17 protein-coding genes and 1 tRNA gene are annotated in these 16765 nt (G+C 71.7%); 9 read left to right on the top strand and 9 right to left on the bottom strand.

Features of this window, described 5'->3' with window-relative positions; all coding sequences use genetic code 11:
* Positions 1-2 precede the first annotated feature (2 nt).
* Positions 3-1157 (top strand): lycopene cyclase family protein, encoded by a 1155-nt coding sequence (locus tag AB0G10_RS26885; protein ID WP_360927226.1) that lies wholly within the window; start codon positions 3-5, stop codon positions 1155-1157.
* Here the strand turns inward: AB0G10_RS26885 and AB0G10_RS26880 are convergent.
* The 4 genes from AB0G10_RS26880 to AB0G10_RS26865 are packed head-to-tail and all read right to left on the bottom strand — an operon-like array spanning position 1147 to position 5059.
* Positions 1147-2106, bottom strand: coding sequence for a cation transporter (locus tag AB0G10_RS26880; RefSeq protein ID WP_360927223.1), 960 nt, complete (start codon positions 2104-2106; stop codon positions 1147-1149). The two genes, AB0G10_RS26885 and AB0G10_RS26880, sit on opposite strands and share 11 nt — an antisense overlap.
* Positions 2103-2783, bottom strand: a complete 681-nt coding sequence (locus AB0G10_RS26875) for a transporter substrate-binding domain-containing protein (protein WP_360927220.1) — start codon at positions 2781-2783, stop codon at positions 2103-2105. Before AB0G10_RS26875 ends, AB0G10_RS26880 begins: the two co-directional genes overlap by 4 nt.
* A gap of 40 nt (positions 2784-2823) precedes the next feature.
* Positions 2824-3951, bottom strand: a complete 1128-nt coding sequence (locus tag AB0G10_RS26870; protein ID WP_360927217.1) for a hypothetical protein — start codon at positions 3949-3951, stop codon at positions 2824-2826.
* A 22-nt stretch (positions 3952-3973) separates the two neighbouring features.
* On the bottom strand, positions 3974-5059 hold the full coding sequence (locus AB0G10_RS26865) for a helix-turn-helix transcriptional regulator (protein WP_360927214.1): 1086 nt from the start codon (positions 5057-5059) through the stop codon (positions 3974-3976).
* Positions 5060-5255: 196 nt separating this feature from the next.
* Here AB0G10_RS26865 and AB0G10_RS26860 point away from each other — a divergent pair, with 196 nt between their 5' ends.
* The 4 genes from AB0G10_RS26860 to AB0G10_RS26845 all read left to right on the top strand — a co-directional run bounded on the left by AB0G10_RS26860 (position 5256) and on the right by AB0G10_RS26845 (position 8483).
* Complete coding sequence (locus AB0G10_RS26860) at positions 5256-5489, top strand: hypothetical protein (RefSeq protein ID WP_360927211.1); 234 nt, start codon at positions 5256-5258, stop codon at positions 5487-5489.
* Between the two features lie 76 nt (positions 5490-5565).
* Positions 5566-6072 (top strand): GNAT family N-acetyltransferase, encoded by a 507-nt coding sequence (locus AB0G10_RS26855; RefSeq protein ID WP_360927208.1) that lies wholly within the window; start codon positions 5566-5568, stop codon positions 6070-6072.
* A 9-nt stretch (positions 6073-6081) separates the two neighbouring features.
* Entirely contained in the window at positions 6082-7041 is a 960-nt protein-coding gene (locus AB0G10_RS26850; RefSeq protein WP_360927205.1) for an NAD-dependent epimerase/dehydratase family protein, read from the top strand.
* A gap of 206 nt (positions 7042-7247) precedes the next feature.
* Entirely contained in the window at positions 7248-8483 is a 1236-nt protein-coding gene (locus tag AB0G10_RS26845; protein WP_360927942.1) for an erythromycin esterase family protein, read from the top strand.
* A 3-nt stretch (positions 8484-8486) separates the two neighbouring features.
* Here the strand turns inward: AB0G10_RS26845 and AB0G10_RS26840 are convergent, their stop codons facing one another.
* A complete protein-coding gene (locus AB0G10_RS26840) occupies positions 8487-9776 on the bottom strand; it encodes an alpha/beta hydrolase (protein ID WP_360927202.1) in 1290 nt (429 codons plus the stop codon).
* A gap of 140 nt (positions 9777-9916) precedes the next feature.
* Here AB0G10_RS26840 and AB0G10_RS26835 point away from each other — a divergent pair, with 140 nt between their 5' ends.
* The 3 genes from AB0G10_RS26835 to AB0G10_RS26825 all read left to right on the top strand — a co-directional run bounded on the left by AB0G10_RS26835 (position 9917) and on the right by AB0G10_RS26825 (position 11869).
* Positions 9917-10423, top strand: a complete 507-nt coding sequence (locus tag AB0G10_RS26835) for a VanZ family protein (RefSeq protein WP_360927199.1) — start codon at positions 9917-9919, stop codon at positions 10421-10423.
* 66 nt (positions 10424-10489) lie between these two features.
* Positions 10490-11179 carry a hypothetical protein gene (locus AB0G10_RS26830; RefSeq protein ID WP_360927196.1) on the top strand — a complete coding sequence of 230 codons (690 nt, stop codon included), beginning with the start codon at positions 10490-10492 and terminating at the stop codon, positions 11177-11179.
* A gap of 69 nt (positions 11180-11248) precedes the next feature.
* A complete protein-coding gene (locus tag AB0G10_RS26825) occupies positions 11249-11869 on the top strand; it encodes a hypothetical protein (protein WP_360927193.1) in 621 nt (206 codons plus the stop codon).
* Positions 11870-11908: 39 nt separating this feature from the next.
* Here AB0G10_RS26825 and selB read toward each other — a convergent pair whose 3' ends face one another.
* From selB to AB0G10_RS26810, 3 genes are all read right to left on the bottom strand, one after another.
* Positions 11909-13666 carry a selenocysteine-specific translation elongation factor gene (selB, locus tag AB0G10_RS26820; protein WP_360927190.1) on the bottom strand — a complete coding sequence of 586 codons (1758 nt, stop codon included), beginning with the start codon at positions 13664-13666 and terminating at the stop codon, positions 11909-11911.
* A gap of 1 nt (position 13667) precedes the next feature.
* Positions 13668-14939 carry an L-seryl-tRNA(Sec) selenium transferase gene (selA, locus tag AB0G10_RS26815; RefSeq protein WP_360927187.1) on the bottom strand — a complete coding sequence of 424 codons (1272 nt, stop codon included), beginning with the start codon at positions 14937-14939 and terminating at the stop codon, positions 13668-13670.
* 29 nt (positions 14940-14968) lie between these two features.
* Positions 14969-15064 (bottom strand) — tRNA-Sec (locus tag AB0G10_RS26810).
* A gap of 50 nt (positions 15065-15114) precedes the next feature.
* Between AB0G10_RS26810 and selD the strand changes: the two genes are divergently transcribed.
* On the top strand, positions 15115-16113 hold the full coding sequence (gene selD, locus AB0G10_RS26805) for a selenide, water dikinase SelD (protein WP_360927184.1): 999 nt from the start codon (positions 15115-15117) through the stop codon (positions 16111-16113).
* A gap of 3 nt (positions 16114-16116) precedes the next feature.
* Here the strand turns inward: selD and AB0G10_RS26800 are convergent, their stop codons facing one another.
* Positions 16117-16755: a haloacid dehalogenase-like hydrolase gene (locus AB0G10_RS26800; protein WP_360927181.1), complete on the bottom strand. Its 639-nt coding sequence runs from the start codon at positions 16753-16755 to the stop codon at positions 16117-16119.
* Positions 16756-16765: the final 10 nt, after the last annotated feature.

Raw genomic sequence — 16765 nt, 5'->3', positions numbered from 1 at the left:
CGGTGGATGTTGATCTCGCACTGGTCGGGTTCGGTGGCGCGGCGGCCCTGACCCTGATCGAGCTGGCGAGGGCCGGGGTCCCCGGCCTGCGCGTCGCCACCGTCGACCCGGCCGGCCTGCCCGAGGACGGCCGCGCGGATCACGGCAGGCGCCGGACCTGGGCGTTCTGGACCGGCGCCACCGACGACCTCGACCCGGTGCTGGACGCGCAGTGGCCGGCCGTCGACCTGCACGGGCCGTCCGGCGTGCAGCGGCTCGACCTGGGCCCGGGCCGGTACGCGATGGTCCGCTCGGAGCCGGTCTTCGCGCAGGCGCTGGCGGCCGCCGACCGTTTGGGATCAGTGAACATCCGGGCCGCCGCCGGGACGCTCGCCGACGACGGCTCGGCCGTGGAGATCCGCGACGAGAGCGGGACGACCGTGTGCCGGGCCCGCTGGGTGCTCGACTCCCGTCCCGCCCGGCCGGTGAAGCCCGGCCACACGTTCTGGCTCCAGCACTTCCGCGGCTGGTGGGTGCGGTCCGCCGACCCGATCTTCGATCCGGCGTCGGCGGTGCTCATGGACTTCCGGACCCCGCAGCCGGACCGCGGCGTCTCGTTCGGCTACGTGCTGCCGACCGGCGCGACCACCGCGCTGATCGAGTACACCGAGTTCTCCCCGGCCCGCCTCGGCGGGGATGCCTACGACACGGCGCTCACGGCGTACACGAGGCTCTGGAATTTGAAGAACTTGACGATCGACGAGGTGGAGGACGGCGCGATCCCGATGACGGACGGCGTGTTCGAGCGGAGGCCGTCGGCGCGCGTCGTGCGGATCGGGACGGCCGGCGGGGCGACGAGGCCGTCGACCGGGTACACGTTCTCGGCGATGCGGAGGCAGGCCCGGCAGATCGCCGAGCTGGTCAAGAACGGTCACGATCCCGTTCCGGACGCCGCCTATCCGCGCCGCCACCTGTGGATGGACGCGGTGGCGCTGCACGCGTGGGACAGCGGTCTCGTGGCGGCGCCGGACTTCTTCGAGCGGCTGTTCCGGCGCAATCCGGCCGATCGGGTGCTGCGGTTCCTCGACGGCCGGACGACTCCGGCGGAGGAGTTGGCCCTGATGGCGTCCACTCCCCTGGTGCCGATGACGCGAGCGGCCGCCCGGGTCACCTTTTAGGGGTGTCGAGGCTCGGTACCGGCGAGATGACCAGGTCGTGCATGCGCCAGTCGAACGAGCGGCAGTAGTCCTCCAGCTTCGCGAGCCGCTCCACCAGGTGATCGGTATCGGGCGCGGGAACGATCAGCAGCTCGCCGACGAAGACGTGGCCCTCCTCGCGCAGGCGCAGCCAGGCGTCGGTGATCCAGTCGTGGTCGCGGACCGCCGCGAGGAGCCGGTCGGGCAGCGGATGATCCTCCGTGCCGCCCACGACGCGCGGCCGGTCGTCCATGAGGTTCCCGACCGCGGCCTTCGTCGTCGTGACGCCGTCCCGGACGATGTCCCCACCGATGATCAGCGCGGCGACCGCGTCGGCCCACCACAGGCCGGCGCCGATCCCGAGCACGCCGGCGATCGCGGCGCTCGCGGTGAGCCAGTCGGCGCGGTTCATCTCGGCGTCGGCGTAGAGCACCTTGTCGTGCAGTTCCCGGGCGATGCGCTGCTTGATGCGACCGAGAATGATCGCCGGGATCATGCTGAGGAACAGCACCGTGATCATGAGCCAGCCGAGCCAGAACGTGTGGCCGGCCACCTCGATCAGCCCGATCGGCGGCCGTTCCCGCAGCAGCAGCCGGGTCAGCGAGTCGTAGACGACGTAGCCGCCGAGCCCGAGCAGCGCGACCGCGCCGGCCAGGAACGCCACGCTGACCGAGCGGTGGTAGCCGTACGGGAAGCGGGGGTTCGGCCGGCGGTTGCGGTAGCGGGCCGCGACCAGGAACGCGATGGGCGGCACGACGCCGAGCATGTCCTCGATCCAGGCCGCCTTCATGGCCTGCGACTGGCCGAGGGTGACCGCCATGACGGCGACCGTGATCGCGAAGTAGACGATGGTCCACCATTCGAGCTTCACGGCCCTGCGGTGCAGCGCGGCCTTGTCCGGGGGCAGCTCGAAGCTGTCGTACGGTTTCACGGCAGCTCCTCGGCCGCGACCAGGAGGTCGGTGACCTGCTCGTGCGAGAGGTCCAGCAGGAACCGCTCGACCTCGGTCTGCCAGGCGTTCTCGCCCGGCGGCACGGCCCAGACGTGGTCGGCCTCGCCGACGTCGTGGCCGGACTCGGTCAGGCCGAGAGCGTCGACGCGCCACTCCCCGACCGCGACCGGGATGCCCTCCTTGCCGGAGATCTCGGGATAGGCCGCGACGGTCGCGCCCTTCGCCGCCACGGCCGCTACGTCGGCGGTCCCGCCGCGCACCCCGACGCGTACGCCGGTGAGGTCGTCCGGGACCGGCCCGGCCGCCGCGATCACCGTCCGCATGGTGACGTAGGGCCTGGTCAGCGCCGCCTTCTCGATCCACGGGGCGTCCGCTTCCAGACCGCCGACCACCAGGTCGAGCACCCGGTCCTTCAGGGCCGCCATCAGCGCCGACTCGCTGCCCGGATACCACTCCACGGTGCTGCCGGTCCGCTCGGCGAGCCGCCTGACCAGCTCCGCCTCGGCGCCCCGATCGGGGACGGACGTCCACGGCGGGTTGTCGGTGATGCCGACCTTCAGCACACCGCCGCGGACGTCGTCCAGGGTGGTGCCGACGTCCCGGGGGAACCCGCAACCGCTGAGCAGCAGGGTCGTACAGATGAGGGCTCTTGCCAATCGCCGCACGAAACCCTATTTCCCAGGCCGGGGTGATTTCTCACCCCCGCAGGAAAGACCTCCGGAACGCCTCGGAGGGAAGCACGTGATGCGACATTCCGACCTCGTTGAGGAATTTCTCCGGACTGGAGGTGACCGGGACCCGCCAATCCAGGAAGTCCTGCCAGCGGGCGAGATCGGCACGCCACAGATCCACGAAGTTGTGGCACAGCCAATGGGTGATGCCGGCGCTGCGCCCGCGGGCCGCCTCCAGTGAACGGCGCATCCTCTCGTGCTCCGGGGCGCTTTCCAGCATGCCGATCATCAGGTCGATGAATCGGCGCCGGCGGAACAGCGCGTCGCCCCAGAAAGCGGTGCCGGCCACGTCGATGTCCCGGCCGGAGTCGAGCAGCCAGAAAAGACCCTCGGCGAGGGTGTCGCCGAGTTCCTCGCCGGCCGCGCGGGCCGGGTTGGCGAACGGGTCGTAGGGCCGCTGGCGCATCACGCCGGCACGCGCCGCCCGGAACGGGACGCCGTCGCCGAGCAGGAAGAACCAGTCCTCGTTGTAGATGTTCGGGTAGAACGACCGGGTCCGGGCCGCGTCGATGATCATGGCGCCGCCGCCGATGAACGTGCCCTGCTCGCCGCCCACCGCCCGGTAGGCGTGGCAGACCACCGAGTTGTCCTCGTAGCCGAGGTTCGCGAGGCCGACCGCGCGGAAGTCGTCGGCCAGGCCGGCGACGCGGTGCAGGTGCTCCGGATCGTCGATGTGGATGTCGTCGTCCAGGAAGAGGACCCGCTGCCAGCTGGAACCCCGGGCGAGGACGAGCCCGAGGTTGCGTTTCACGCTCAGGTCACTCGTCGTACCGAATCCGCTCTTCTGCAGAAGGCGGTCGGTGGCGAAGGAGGGCAGCGTGCGGGCGAGCGACGCGTCGACGTCGACCGCGAGAACCGCGGCGTCCTCGAGATCGGCCAGCTGGCGGGCCTGCTCGGCGGAGGCGTCGCGGCTGCAGAGCGCCACGACCGGGACGTCGATGGCCCGGCCCACCCGCATGACGTGACGGAGCGCGTCGACCGGCCAGGCGGTGGGCACGATGACGGCGTCCAGCCTCCGGGCCGCCGGCGGATGGGGTTCCTCCGCCAGCAGATCGGCGTGCGATCCGTGGTGGAGTTCTCGGGCGTCGGCCAAGGACGCCTGGCTCGGCACTTTCCTATACCTCCGGCCAGGAATGCAGAACGGTGCCCGGCGCGGTCCAGTCCGGAGTGGTGACGATGCCGGTCAGCACCTGGACCCGGAAGAGCAGGCTGAACGTGTCCCCGTCGAAATGGTGCGCGAGGTAATCGGCGTTCTTCTCACGGAAGACGTCGTGTGTCAGCGTGCGCACCGCTCCGTAAACACCACTACCGTACATTCCATTGCATACGGTTATGGTTCTTTCCCGGTTCAACGGGTTGGGCGCCCGGAAGAAATGCCCCACGTCCTGCACCAAGACCCGGGCACCTCCGCGACTGTCGAACTCGGGAACGAAGGACATCGGGTCCTTTCCCTCGACAACGACCTGGAAGCAGCCACGGCTCGGGTCGTCGTCGTCGGAGAGCTGCGCCACCGGCACCGGGGTCAGCCGCATCGCGTCCTGCGTCGCGTCGTTCCAGTCGATGCCGCCGAGCAGGACGAGGTGCGCGGTCCAGTCGTCCTCCTGCAGATCCCGGGCCCCGAGGTAGCGGACCTCCAGGTCGGGGTTGACCGCGCGGATGTGCCCGTGCAGCTCGAACAGCGAGTCGAGGTCGGCGAAGCGGGAGAGCCGCGACCGGTCCGGGTCGATCGAGGGCGGCGAGCCGTCGCCGGGCTCGGCGCAGACGATGACGACCGGGCCCTCCTTGTAGTGCCACGGGCCGCGGCCCACGATGCTCGGCCGGGACGGCGTGCCGGTCAGCGCCTCCGCGTCGGACTCGGCGACGGCGGCCTCGCGGAGCCCGAAGAGCTCCTGCTTCAGGCGATCGCGGGTGGCGGCCTCGTCGGCGGTGAGGTCCTGCTCGCTGATCAGCCGGTAGGGGCGGGTCTCGATGGACCGGCGGGTGCTGAAGAAGGTGAGGATCGCGTCGAGCCGGTCCTCGGGCGGCAGCGTGCTCGCGCGCTCCCACGAGGAGATCAGCTGAAGGCTGGCCGGCTTGCGCCTGCTCAGCGCCTTCGCCAGCTCGGTCTGGGTGATGGTGACATCGGGCCACTGCGTCTTGCGCAGCTGGCGGAGCCGGTCGGCCAGGCGGCGGCCGGGGTCCCCGGAAGGTTGCACCTTCATGCACCTCCAGAAAATTTCACTGTACTACAGGTTTGAGGCCGGGCAGCGCTCCGAACCGTAGCAGACGGCGGGCACTCATTCACGTTCCACTTTGTTCTCGGCATTGCGACCAAGAACTACAGCCACTTACAGTTTTACTACTGGACTACAGGTGGATCGGATGCGAATCCGAGATCGACGTGTAGGGGGTCCCATCGTGCAGACCATCATCCCGACGTCAACCGATGCCATCTCCGCGACGTACGCGGAGGACCTGACGGCCGCCGTCGTGGCGGCGACGGCCCTGGTCGCCGTCCTGCTCATCACGTACCTGGTCATCCGCGCCACCTTCACCGTCCTGCGGGTCTTCGTCGTCCGGCGGGTGATCGCCGACACCCTCGCGATCGGCATCCTGGTCACCGCCGTCCTGATCGGCCTGCTCCACCGCTGATCGATCGCCGCGTATCGACAGCGGTGCTCGCGTGACGGCACGATCACCTCCAGGTACGGCGAGCGGGGAGGCCGCGGTGGAGGACGACGTGTCGATACGGGCCGCATCGGACGAGGAGGTGCGCACGCTCGTCGGGCGCCGGGACGAACGGCACTACTTCCTCGAACACCTCGGGAAGGGCCGGGGCATCCTGCTCTTCGCGTTCCTCGGCGAGCACCTCGTCGGTCACATCTTCCTGCGGCTCGAACCACCCGAGGAGGCCGAGCTCCGCGACGGCCTCCCCGGTGTCCCGCTCCTCCAGCACCTCCGCGTCATGGATGAACATCAACGCTCCGGAATCGGACGCCGACTACTCAGCGCGGCCGAGCACCGGTTGTACGCGCTCGGGCACCGGCGTGTAGCCCTGGGGGTGCATCCCGATAACGATCCGGCCATCCGGCTCTACCGGGGGCTACAGTTCTCGGCGTGGCGCGACGAGCATCTCGCCACATTCCGTGAACATGTGCTCGACGACGGCAGCACTGTGCGTACCCAAGAGCCCTGTCTTGTCCTCGTGAAGCACCTGGATCCGCCATTCACCTAGAGGGACGCCGTGACCTGGATCGTGACCGGTGGGGCCGGCTTCATCGGCGCGCACGTCGTCCACCTGCTCAGCGCCGCGCACGACGTCGTGGTCTTCGACAACCTCTCCACCGGACGCCTGGAACGCCTGCCGTCCGACGTGCCCGTGGTGAAGGGGTCGGTCGCCTCCCCCGAGGACCTGGCCCGGCTCTTCGCGCGCTACTCGGCCACCGGGGTGGTCCACCTGGCCGCGCGCAAGTTCGCCCCGGACGGCTCCGGTTTCCGCCCGGACAACATCGACGGCGTCCACAACCTCGTCGAGGCGATGACCCACGCCGGAGTCGACCAGTTGCTCTTCGCCTCCTCGGCGGCGGTCTACGGCGAGTCGGGCCCAGCGCCGGCCCGCGAGGATCAGCCGCTGGAGCCGGTGAACCCGTACGGCCTCACCAAACTCGAGGGCGAGCGGATCATCGAGGGCACCGGGCTGCGCTCCATCGCGCTGCGCCAGTTCAACGTGATCGGCGCCGGCCCGCACCCGTTCGCGGCGGACACCGGCCCGGCCGCCCTGCTGCCCGCCGTCTTCCGCGCCCTCACCGCTTCCTCACCGGCGCTCGTCGTCCGCGGCCACGACTACCCGACCCCGGACGGCAGCGCGGTCCGCGACTACGTGCACGTGCTGGACGTGGCCCGCGCCTACGCCCGCGGGGTCGAGCTGCTCGCCACCCTCCCGGAGGCGGCCCATCTCGCGGTCAACGTCGCGAGCGGCAAGGGTACGTCGGTGCTGGATCTGGTCCACCTCACCGCCGGGATCGCCGGCCACGCCGTGCCCTTCACCACCGGCCCCCGCCGCCCCGGCGACGCGGCCGAGGTGGTCGCCGACGTCTCCCGCGCGGTATCACTCGGCCTCGGCGCCACCCATCCCCTCGCCGCCGCCGTCGCGTCGGCCTGGCGGTCCTGGCCTGAGCGCGCCCCCGCGCCATCGAAGATCTGACAGCCCCTCCGCTCCGGGCGGCCCCACGCGGCCGCACGACTTCACCGCCCGGTCGGATGCGTGTTTCCGGCTTCCCCGGGTATTCCGCTCCGGTGACTGTTTCCGCTGGTGGTTACGGGGATGAGGTGGCTCGGCTGGCGACCGCCCTGTACGAGCCCGCCGATCTGGATCCGCTGCTCGCACGGGTCGGGGATGCGCCGGTGGTGATGCTCGGCGAGGCCACCCACGGGACCCACGAGTTCTATGAGTGGCGGGCTGCCCTCACCCGCCGGCTGATCGCCGAGAAGGGGTTCTCGTTCGTGGCGGTCGAGGGGGACTGGCCGGACTGCGACCGGGTGGATCGGGCCGTACGGGGCATGCCGGGCGCGCCCGGGGATCCGCGGGAGGCGCTGCTCACGTTCGAGCGGTGGCCGACGTGGATGTGGGCGAACGAGGAGGTCGTCGCGTTCGCGCGGTGGCTGCGGGAGTTCAACGCGGGGCGGGACCCGGCGCGGCGGGCCGGCTTTCACGGGTTGGACGTCTACTCGCTCTGGGAGTCGCTCCGGGAGATCCTCACCTACCTGCGCGAGCACGATCCGTCGCGGGTGGGGGCGGCGCTCGCGGCGTACCGCTGCTTCGAACCGTACGGGGAGGACGCCCAGCAGTACGCGCTCGCCACCCGGTTCGTGCCGGTGAGCTGCGAGGTCGAGGTGATCGGCATGCTGCAGCAGCTCCGGGCGGCAACGGATTTCGGGGTGTGGCAGAACGCCGAGGTGGTGGCCGGCGCGGAACGCTACTACCGGGCGATGGTGCGGGGCGGCCGGGAGTCGTGGAACGTGCGCGACCGGCACATGGACGAGACCCTCGACCGCCTCATGAAGCACTACGGCCCGGCCGCAAAGGCCGTCGTCTGGGCGCACAACACCCACGTGGGCGACGCCCGGTTCACCGACATGGGTCCGGCCGGCATGGTCAACATCGGTCAGCTGGCCCGGGAGCGCTATGGGCGGGACGAGGTCGTCCTGGTCGGCTACGGCACCCACCACGGCACCGTCATGGCCGGCGACGGGTGGGGCGCGCCGATGCGGGAGATGACCGTCCCGGCCGCCCGCCGGCGGTCGCTGGAGGCCCTGCTGCACGAGGCGGCGCCCCCGCAGGCGCTGATGATCTTCAAAAGCGACCGAGGAAGCGACCGAGGAAGCGACCGAGAAAGCGACCGAGAAAGCGACCGAGAAAGCGATCGCGAAGGCCACCGGCCGGCGTTCCTCAGCGACGTGCTGAAGCACCGGGCCATCGGCGTGGTCTACCACCCCGAGGCCGAGCAGGCGGGCAACTGGGTGCCGACCGTGCTGGGTGACCGCTACGACGCCTTCTGCTGGTTCGGCACCAGCCGGGCCGTCGATCCGCTGCACACCCGGCACGTCGACGTGCACGAACCGGAGACCTATCCGTCCGGGGTGTGAAACCTAGTAGTCGTCGATCTCCAGACTGACTCGATGCTTGCTGGACTTCCACGCCGGAATGGGCATGTACGTGTACCCGCCGCCCCGCGACCGCACCAGGATCGAGGTGGTGCCACGGGCCGGGATGTAGTGGTCGATCCCGGTCATGAAGGTGATGGCGAAGAACTCCGGCAGCGGCGCCGCCAGATCCGACGCCCGGTCGAGGCCCGCGTCGAAGGCGAAGATGCCGATCACCCGTTTGGCGCGCGGGGCGTTGGCGCCGTTCAGGATGTTCGTGCCGTTGACGACGAGGCTGTCGCCCTCGGCGCCCCACCACTCCTTCTGCCGCTGGAACGTCAGCGCCGTGTGCCGGTCGGAGGTCTGCACCAGCGCGCCGATGCCCTCGCCCGGCCGGCTGGTGAGCAGGCGCAGGAAGGTGTCGGTGCGGCGGAACGGTTCGAAGTAGAAGTGGTGCACCGCCTGGCCGGGGCGGACCAGCGCGAACTCGTAGCGGGCCCGCGGGTCGACCGGGATCGGGGCGAAGGCGCCGTCGGCGGCGACCGGGCGGATCGCCACCGGGCGGTGGGTCGACCGGCGGCCGTTGAGCGGGTTGAGGCGGTAGACCTCCACGGTGGCGTCCTCGACCCCGGCGTTGCTGGGGAAGAGCACGGCACGGCCGGAGACCCGGGGATGACGGTCCGGGATCAGCGCCGTCGTCTTCGGACCGCGGCCGGTGAAGAAGCGGTAGAACGCCCGGAACGTCTCCTCCGAGGAGACGGTCTGGGTGTGGGACTGGTCGGGGAACGCGACGTTGGTGGCGCCCGCGACGGTCCGGGCCGGGTCGCCCTCACCCCAGATCGCCAGGGTCGGGACACCGCCGGGCGGCGCCGCCGCGGGCCGGCCGTCGAGGTTCACGTAGTGCGCCACCCTGGCGGCCCGGGCCGGCGAGCTGTTCAGATAGCCCTGGATCACGAAGGTGCCGAGCGAGTGGGCCAGCAGGTCCACCCGGTCCGCCCCGCTCGCGGCGAGCAGCCGGTCGATCCGCGCGTCCAGGCCCGCGTAGATCTGCGGCAGGATGGTGGCGACGTTCGGTGAGTCGTACTCATGGGCCTCGATGATCCGGGCCGGGTATCCGTTGCTCGCGAGGCGTTTGGCCTGGGTCCGGAACTGCATGGCCGAGCCGGCACTGCCGTGCACGAAGACGACGGGACGAAGTGGATTCTCCGGATGCGCGGCAGCCGGAGCGCTCAGGCCGGCGGCGCCGAGGACGACGCCGGTGAGCAGGGCGAAGAGTTTTCGGCGAGCAATCAACACTGACCCTCCCGATCGATGACTTTGGTTATTGCACTCTAGGTGCCGAAACCGCTGCCGTATACGACTTTCGGCCGATCGGCGTCCGTCGCGGGGAAGATGTGGCGCCGGGCCGGCTTGTCGATCATGGAGACATGTCCGGCATGCAGACTGAGATCCCCGCCCTTCCCGTGCTCCTCCCGCTCGCCGCGGTGCTGTTCGTCGTCACCTGGTGGCGGCTCCGCGGCGACCTCGGCCGGCTGCTGATCGGCTGGCTGTCCGCCGCCTACGGGCTGGCCGTGCTCGCCGTGACGTTCCTGCCGCTGCAGATCGCGACCGGCGACCACGCCAACCGGATCGCCTGGTACGAGAAGGGCAACTGGATACCGCTGCTCACCATCGACGTGGTGACGTTCGTCGCCAACATCGTGATGTTCCTTCCGCTCGGCGCCCTGCTCGCCATGACCGGCCGGACCCGCACCGCCCGGCAGGTCGCCGTGATCGCGCTGGCCTGCAGCGCGGCGGTCGAGGTCGTCCAGTTCCTGACGAACGTGCTGGTCAGCAGCGGCCGGCAGGCCGACGTGAACGACCTGATCGCGAACACCCTCGGCGGCGTGCTGGGCTTCCTGGCGTGGCGCGCCATCGCCGTGAAGCTCGTGTCGGCCACCTGATCCACAAGGGTCCGGAGCGCCTCGACTAGCATTTGCCTCGTTCGGCAAGCGGTGAGGCGAGGCTATATGCGGTTTCTCCGGCTCGGGCTGCGCAAGCGGCGCGTCCAGCACGATCCCGCCCTGCAGCAGGAACTGCTCCAGGACGTCCGTCAGCGATTCGGCACCCACGAGACCACCCCCTTCGGCGACCAGGCAGCCGCGATAACCGGCCTGCTCGAAGGCGCCGACGGCGTCATGGTCGCCACCGAGATCCTGCGCGAGTTCGCCGAGGGCGCCCATGCCTCGGTGGTCGTGCAGGCCGCCGAGCTCGGCCTGGTGGCCGACCGGACCAACTACCGCACGCTGTGGAAGAGCGCCGGCAAGCGCCTGCGCTCCCCGCTCTTCGGGCAGGCCCTGCATCCGTACATCCAGGTCTCCGCGGCGGTCACGGCCGTGGGCGCGCAAGCGCGTCAGACGGTACGGGTGACCGAACCCGAGCCGCTGCTCGCCCACATGTTCGAGGTGCTCGACCTGACGGTGGCCGGCTGGCAGTACGGCCGGGTTCTCGTCGACACCCACGGCGCCGAGCTCGCCGCCGGGCTGATCACGGCGACGACGGAGCTGCGCGCGGAGATGTCCGATCCGCCGCCGCTGCCGCCGCCGGTGCGCGAGCAGATGCGCTCGAACGCGTCGGTCGACGTGCTCGACCCGGCGATCAGCCGGTTCGTCGGGCAGTGGAACCCCGGCAAGCAGATGAGGGAGTCACTTCTGGCCTGAGGTTTTCCTTGACCGACGCGCCGGGCCGCCGATGTAGCGGGCCGTTGCGGAAGGAAAGGATGCCAACCGATGAACCAGACGGCTACCCGCGCCGTGCCCCGGCGCGACGACCGCTGGCAACCTCAGGACGAGGTGCTCAACAGCGTCATCGACAAGCTCATCGAGAACGCGTACCGCGGTACGCCGGACAGCGGCGGCAACAGCGGGCCGCTGTTCGTGGCCGGCGGGATGGTGCTCGCCGTGCTCGGCGTGATCATCGGCGCCGGCACCGGCAGCCCGATGCTGGCCCTCGGCATCGTGGTGGCGCTCGCCATCGCCGGCCTCGCCTACATGGGCCTCGCGGCCGAGCCGATGCACATCAGCAAGCTGTCGGTGCTCGACCCGATCGGCGGCCCCGGCAACCTCCCGGCCGGCTACCTGGTCTACCCGAAGGCGTGGCAGGCCGGCATGCGCGAGTACCTGCTGCCGATCACCGACCGCCAGTTCCGGATCGCGGTGAAGCTCTGCCGGGAGCACCCGGGCTCGGTCTCCGACCTGATCCGGCTGGTGAAGCGGGCCGAGAAGCACGCCTTCAACCACCACACCGGCCACGAGATCACCGAGTACGACGTGCACCGGATCGCGCAGCGCTGGACCGCCGAGCACGCCCGCAACTCGCCGACCATGGTCATGCAGGTCGCCGCCAAGTGAGAGCAGGGCCGCCCCTTCGAAAGGGGGCGGCCCTTTTCGCTATGCCGGCGGCGGCGTCACCCGGCGGTCGTCGGGGAGCCGCCGGGTGAGGCCGGTGCGGTCCAGCAGTTCGAGCAGCGGGACGGCCACCCGGCGGGTCGTGCCGAGCGCCTTGCGCGCATCGCTCAGGGTGAACGGCTGCGGGATCGCGGCGAGGACCTCCGCCGCCCGCTCCGGGGTGCCGGGCCGGAGGACGACGTTGCCGGCGAGCCTGACGATCAGCCCCTCGCGGGCCGCCGCGGCGATCTGTTTCGGTCCGAGTCCGGCCGCGGCGAGATCATGGGCCTCCGGCGCCGCGAACGGCGCAACGCCGTCGAACGCCCGACTCATCTGATTTTTCAGGATTTCTGCGTTCTTATTGGTGCCAGCGGTGACGCGTCCCCCGGTCGTGCTCAGCGGCGGACGGATCAGGGCGGTCACGAGATCACGGCCGGGCAGGCCGAGCCGGTGACGCAGGGCTTCGAGCGGCGCGCCCGGTTCGAGGGGGTTCTCCGCCGCGTACGCCGTCACCTCCTCGCGCAACTGCTCCGCCTTCGCCGCCCAGTAGCCCGGGTCGGCGTACCAGTCGCCGGCCACCGGTTCGGCGCCGCCCACCGCCACGCCCATGCCGGCCAGGTCGGCACCGGAGATCAGCTTGCGGCGGCGCAGCTCGTCCGCGAGGTCCGGGATCCCGGTCATGGCGTCGAGGTCGGCGGCCCGCCGGACGGCCGCGCCCCGGCGGGTCAGGGCCGGCGGGGCCACGTCGAGGACCGTCACGCCGCCGGCCACGTGGTGCCGGCCGGGGTCGCGGAGCAGGGCGCGGTCGCCGATCCGCAGCGGGAGCGGGCGGGTCAGCCGCAGCCGGGCCGTGTCGACGCCGAGCGGCCGCACGTGCACGGCGACGGCCGCCGAGCCGGCGTGCAGGGTGAGCGTGGCCGGCAGCGACTTGGGCTGGTCACCGTGCAGGCGGACGTCGATGAGGTCGGCGTGCCGGAACCTGCCGGGGGTGAGCAGGGCGGCGCCCCGGGCGATGGTCTGCCGGTCCACCCCGCGGAGGTTCACGGCGACCCGGGCCACCGCCTCGGCACGGCCGGCCGGCTCGCCGAGGGTCTGCAGGCCGCGGACCGTCACCCGGCCGCCGCCGAGCTCGAGTTCGTCGCCCCTGCGCAGGACGCCGGCCCCGAGGGTTCCGGTCACCACCGTGCCGGCGCCCTTGATGGTGAAGGAGCGGTCGATCCAGAGCCGCACGGCGGTCTCCGGCCGGGTGTCCGGCGGCGGCAGGCGGTCGGTGAGCCGTCCGAGGGCGGCACGCAGCTCGGGCAGACCCGCGCCGGTGAGACCACTGACCGCGACGGCCTCGGTTCCGGCTCCCAGCGAGGTCGCCGCCATCTCGGCGAGGGCCTGTCCGGTGGCCGGGCCCGGGTCGGCCAGGTCGGACCGGGTGACGACCAGCAGGGCGTGGCGGACGTCGAGGGCGTGCAGGGCGGCCAGGTGTTCGGCGGACTGCGGCATCCACCCCTCGTCGGCGGCCACCACGATCATCGCGGCGGGCACCGGACCGATCCCGGCCAGCATGTTGGGCACGAACCGCTCGTGCCCCGGCACGTCGACGAACGCCACGGTCCGCCCGGCGCCTATCGTGGTCCACGCGAAGCCGAGGTCGATGGTCATGCCCCGGCGGCGTTCCTCGGCCCAGCGATCGGGCTCCATCCCGGTCAAGGCCCGGACCAGCGTCGACTTGCCGTGGTCGACGTGCCCCGCGGTCGCTACGACGTACATCTCAATCGCCCGCCGCCGAAAGGACGGCCTCGGCCACCGCATGGTCGTGAGCCGCCGGGACGCAGCGCAGATCCAGAAGCAGCCGGCCCCGCTCGACCCGGCCGACGATCGGCGGCACGCCCTCGCGCAGCGGCCGCGCCAGTGCGGCCGGGAGCGCGAGCGCCCAGGACGGCAGCTCCAGCTCGGGCGCCCCTCCCCCGCCGACCACCGCCGTCGAGGCCGTCACCTCCCCGAGCCCGGTGCGGCGCCGCAGCCGCTCGGTGCGTTCCCGCAGCTCATCGGCGTCGTAGCGGAGCGCCTGCCAGGTCGGCGTGATCGGTCCGGCGAGGGTGGCGTGCAGGGCCGCGAGGGTCAGCTTGTCCACCCGGAGGGCGCGAGCGAGCGGGTGGCGGCGCAGGCGCTCGATCAGGGTGGCGTCGCCGAGCAGCAGGCCCGCCTGGGGGCCGCCGAGGAGTTTGTCGCCGCTCGCGATGACGAGGGCGGCGCCGTCCTGGAGGGTGGTGGCGGCGTCGGGTTCACCGGGAAGCAGCGGATCCTTGTCAAGGAGCCCCGAGCCGATGTCCACGACGATCGGCACGCCCATTTCCGACATTTCGCTTATTTCGGCCGATGAGGTGAAGCCTTTGATCACGAAGTTCGACGGGTGGACCTTGAGGATGAATCCGGTCTCCGGCCCGATCGCGTTGCGGTAGTCGGCGACCGACGTCCGGTTCGTGGTGCCGACCTCGCGCAGCCGCGCCCCGGTCGACTCGAGGAGATCCGGCAGCCGGAACCCGTCCCCGATCTCCACCATCTCCCCGCGGCTGACGATGATCTCCCGACCGGCGGCGAGGGCGGTCGCGGCCAGGACCAGCGCGGCGGCCCCGTTGTTGACCACGTGCACGCCCGAGGCCCCGGGCACCGCGGCGGCCAGCGCGGCGAGGGCGTCCCGGCCCCGCCTGGCGCGCTTGCCGGTGCCGAGGTCGAGCTCCACGTCGGTCGGCCCGGCCGCCTCGACGACGGCGTCCACGGCGGCCTGCGACAGCGCGGCCCGCCCGAGGTTGGTGTGCAGCACCACCCCGGTGGCGTTGACGACGGCGCGCATCCCGGCCGGCAACCCGCGCACCGCGGCGTCCGCGACCTGGTCGGGTGGGATCTCCCCGGCGCGGGCCCGCTCCTGCGCGTGGGTGACCGCGGCCTTGACGGCGGGTCGCCCCAGTCGCGCGGCGGCGGCTTCGAGGCGGGGATCGGCCAGGACCACATCCGTACGAGGAATGAGCCGCCGCGGATCCATACCCACCCCTCCCCGGTCAACCCGGCAGTTGGCGGAGGCGGACGGGAATCGAACCCGCCTGACCCGGGTACCGGGTCACGTCGGTTTTGAAGACCGCGAGGAGCACCAGCCACCTGAACGCCTCCGCCGCCCACCGTATCGGGCGGCGGCCGCGGCGGTGTGGGAGGGTTCGGAGGTGAAGATCCGGCTGACCCAGTACGCGCACGGCGGTGGCTGTGCCTGCAAGATCCCGCCCGGGGAGTTGGAGGCCGTGGTGTCCGGCCTGGTCGGTGGCGCGCCGCCGGAGGGCCCGGGCGAGCTGATCGTCGGGCTCGACGACGGCGACGACGCGGCCGTGGTGCGGATCGCGAACGGGACCGCGGTGGTGGCCACCGCCGACTTCTTCACGCCGGTGGTCGACGACGCGTACGCATGGGGCCGCATCGCCGCCGCGAACGCCCTGTCCGACGTGTACGCGATGGGCGGCACGCCGGTCGTCGCCGTGAATCTGCTCGGGTGGCCGCGGGAGAAGCTGCCGATGGAGCTCGCCGCCGAGGTGCTGCGCGGCGGCCTCGACGTGGCCCGCGAGGCCGGCTGTCACGTGGCCGGCGGGCACAGCGTCGACGACCCGGAGCCGAAGTACGGCATGGCGGTCACCGGCGTCGCCGACCCGGACCGGATCATGCGGAACGACGCGGGCCGGCCCGGTGTCCCGCTGACCCTCACGAAGCCGCTCGGCATCGGCGTGCTGAACAGCCGGCACAAGTCGACGGGCGAGGTGTTCCCGCAGGCCGTCGAGGCGATGACCCGGCTCAACCGGGAGGCGTCCGCGAAGGCCCTCGCGGCGGGCGCGGTCTGCGCCACCGACGTGACCGGGTTCGGCCTGCTCGGGCACCTGCACAAGCTGGCCCGGGCGAGCGGCGTGACGGCGCGCGTCGACGCGGCGGCGGTCCCCTATCTGGACGGCGCCCGGGAGGCGTTGAAGGACGGGTACGTCAGTGGCGGCACCCGGCGCAACCTCGACTGGGTCCGCCCTCACCTCGATCCGGCGGCTGTGGCCGAGGACGAGCTCCTGCTGCTGGCCGACGCGCAGACGTCCGGCGGCCTGCTCGTGGCCGGCGAGGTCCCGGGCTATCCGGTGATCGGTGAGCTGCTGCCGGCCCGGGACGGCGTGACGGTCGAGGTCCGGCCGTGACGGCTAACCGACGTACGCGATCAATGCCGGAACGACGGCGCGCAGGTCATCCCCGACGACGCTGACGTGGGCCGCCGCCCGGGCCGCGGGCTGGGCGTTGAAGGCGATCGCCAGGCCCACCTCGGCGAAGAGCGGCAGGTCGGAGCGGCTGTCACCGACCGCAGCGCACCGCGTCATCGCCAAGCCGTTCTCGGTGGCGAACCGCTTCGCGAAGTCCCGCTTGCCGAACTCGTCGATGTGCTCGGCCACCTCCCCGGTGTAGCGGCCCCCGACCACCTCGAGCCGAGGCCCGCAGTTACCGGCGAATCCGAAACGGTCCCGGAGGAACGCGCCGACCGGATCCCACGCCAGCGTCGCGACGACCGGAAGCAGATCGTTGGCGCGGCACCAGGCCACCGTCTCCGCGATACCGTCCACGAGCGGCAGCGTTTCGAGGAATCCGCGCACCTCGACGGGCGTCCATCCGGCCCACCCCCGCGCGTCGATCACCGACGCCTCCTGATTGGTGAGCGCCCCGGAGTCGTAGGCGGCCTCCGCTTCCCGGCAGGCGTCCGCATGCCCGAGCCGATCCGCGAGATGCTGCCCGCTGCTGCCATCCGGAACAAGCGTCCCATCGACGTCGAAGAACACGGCCCCTCTCACGTCCGGCAGC

Origin of the sequence: Actinoplanes sp. NPDC023714 (assembly GCF_040639855.1) — a bacterium.
Lineage (GTDB): Bacteria > Actinomycetota > Actinomycetes > Mycobacteriales > Micromonosporaceae > Actinoplanes.
This window is presented reverse-complemented; position numbering and strand designations above follow the sequence as displayed.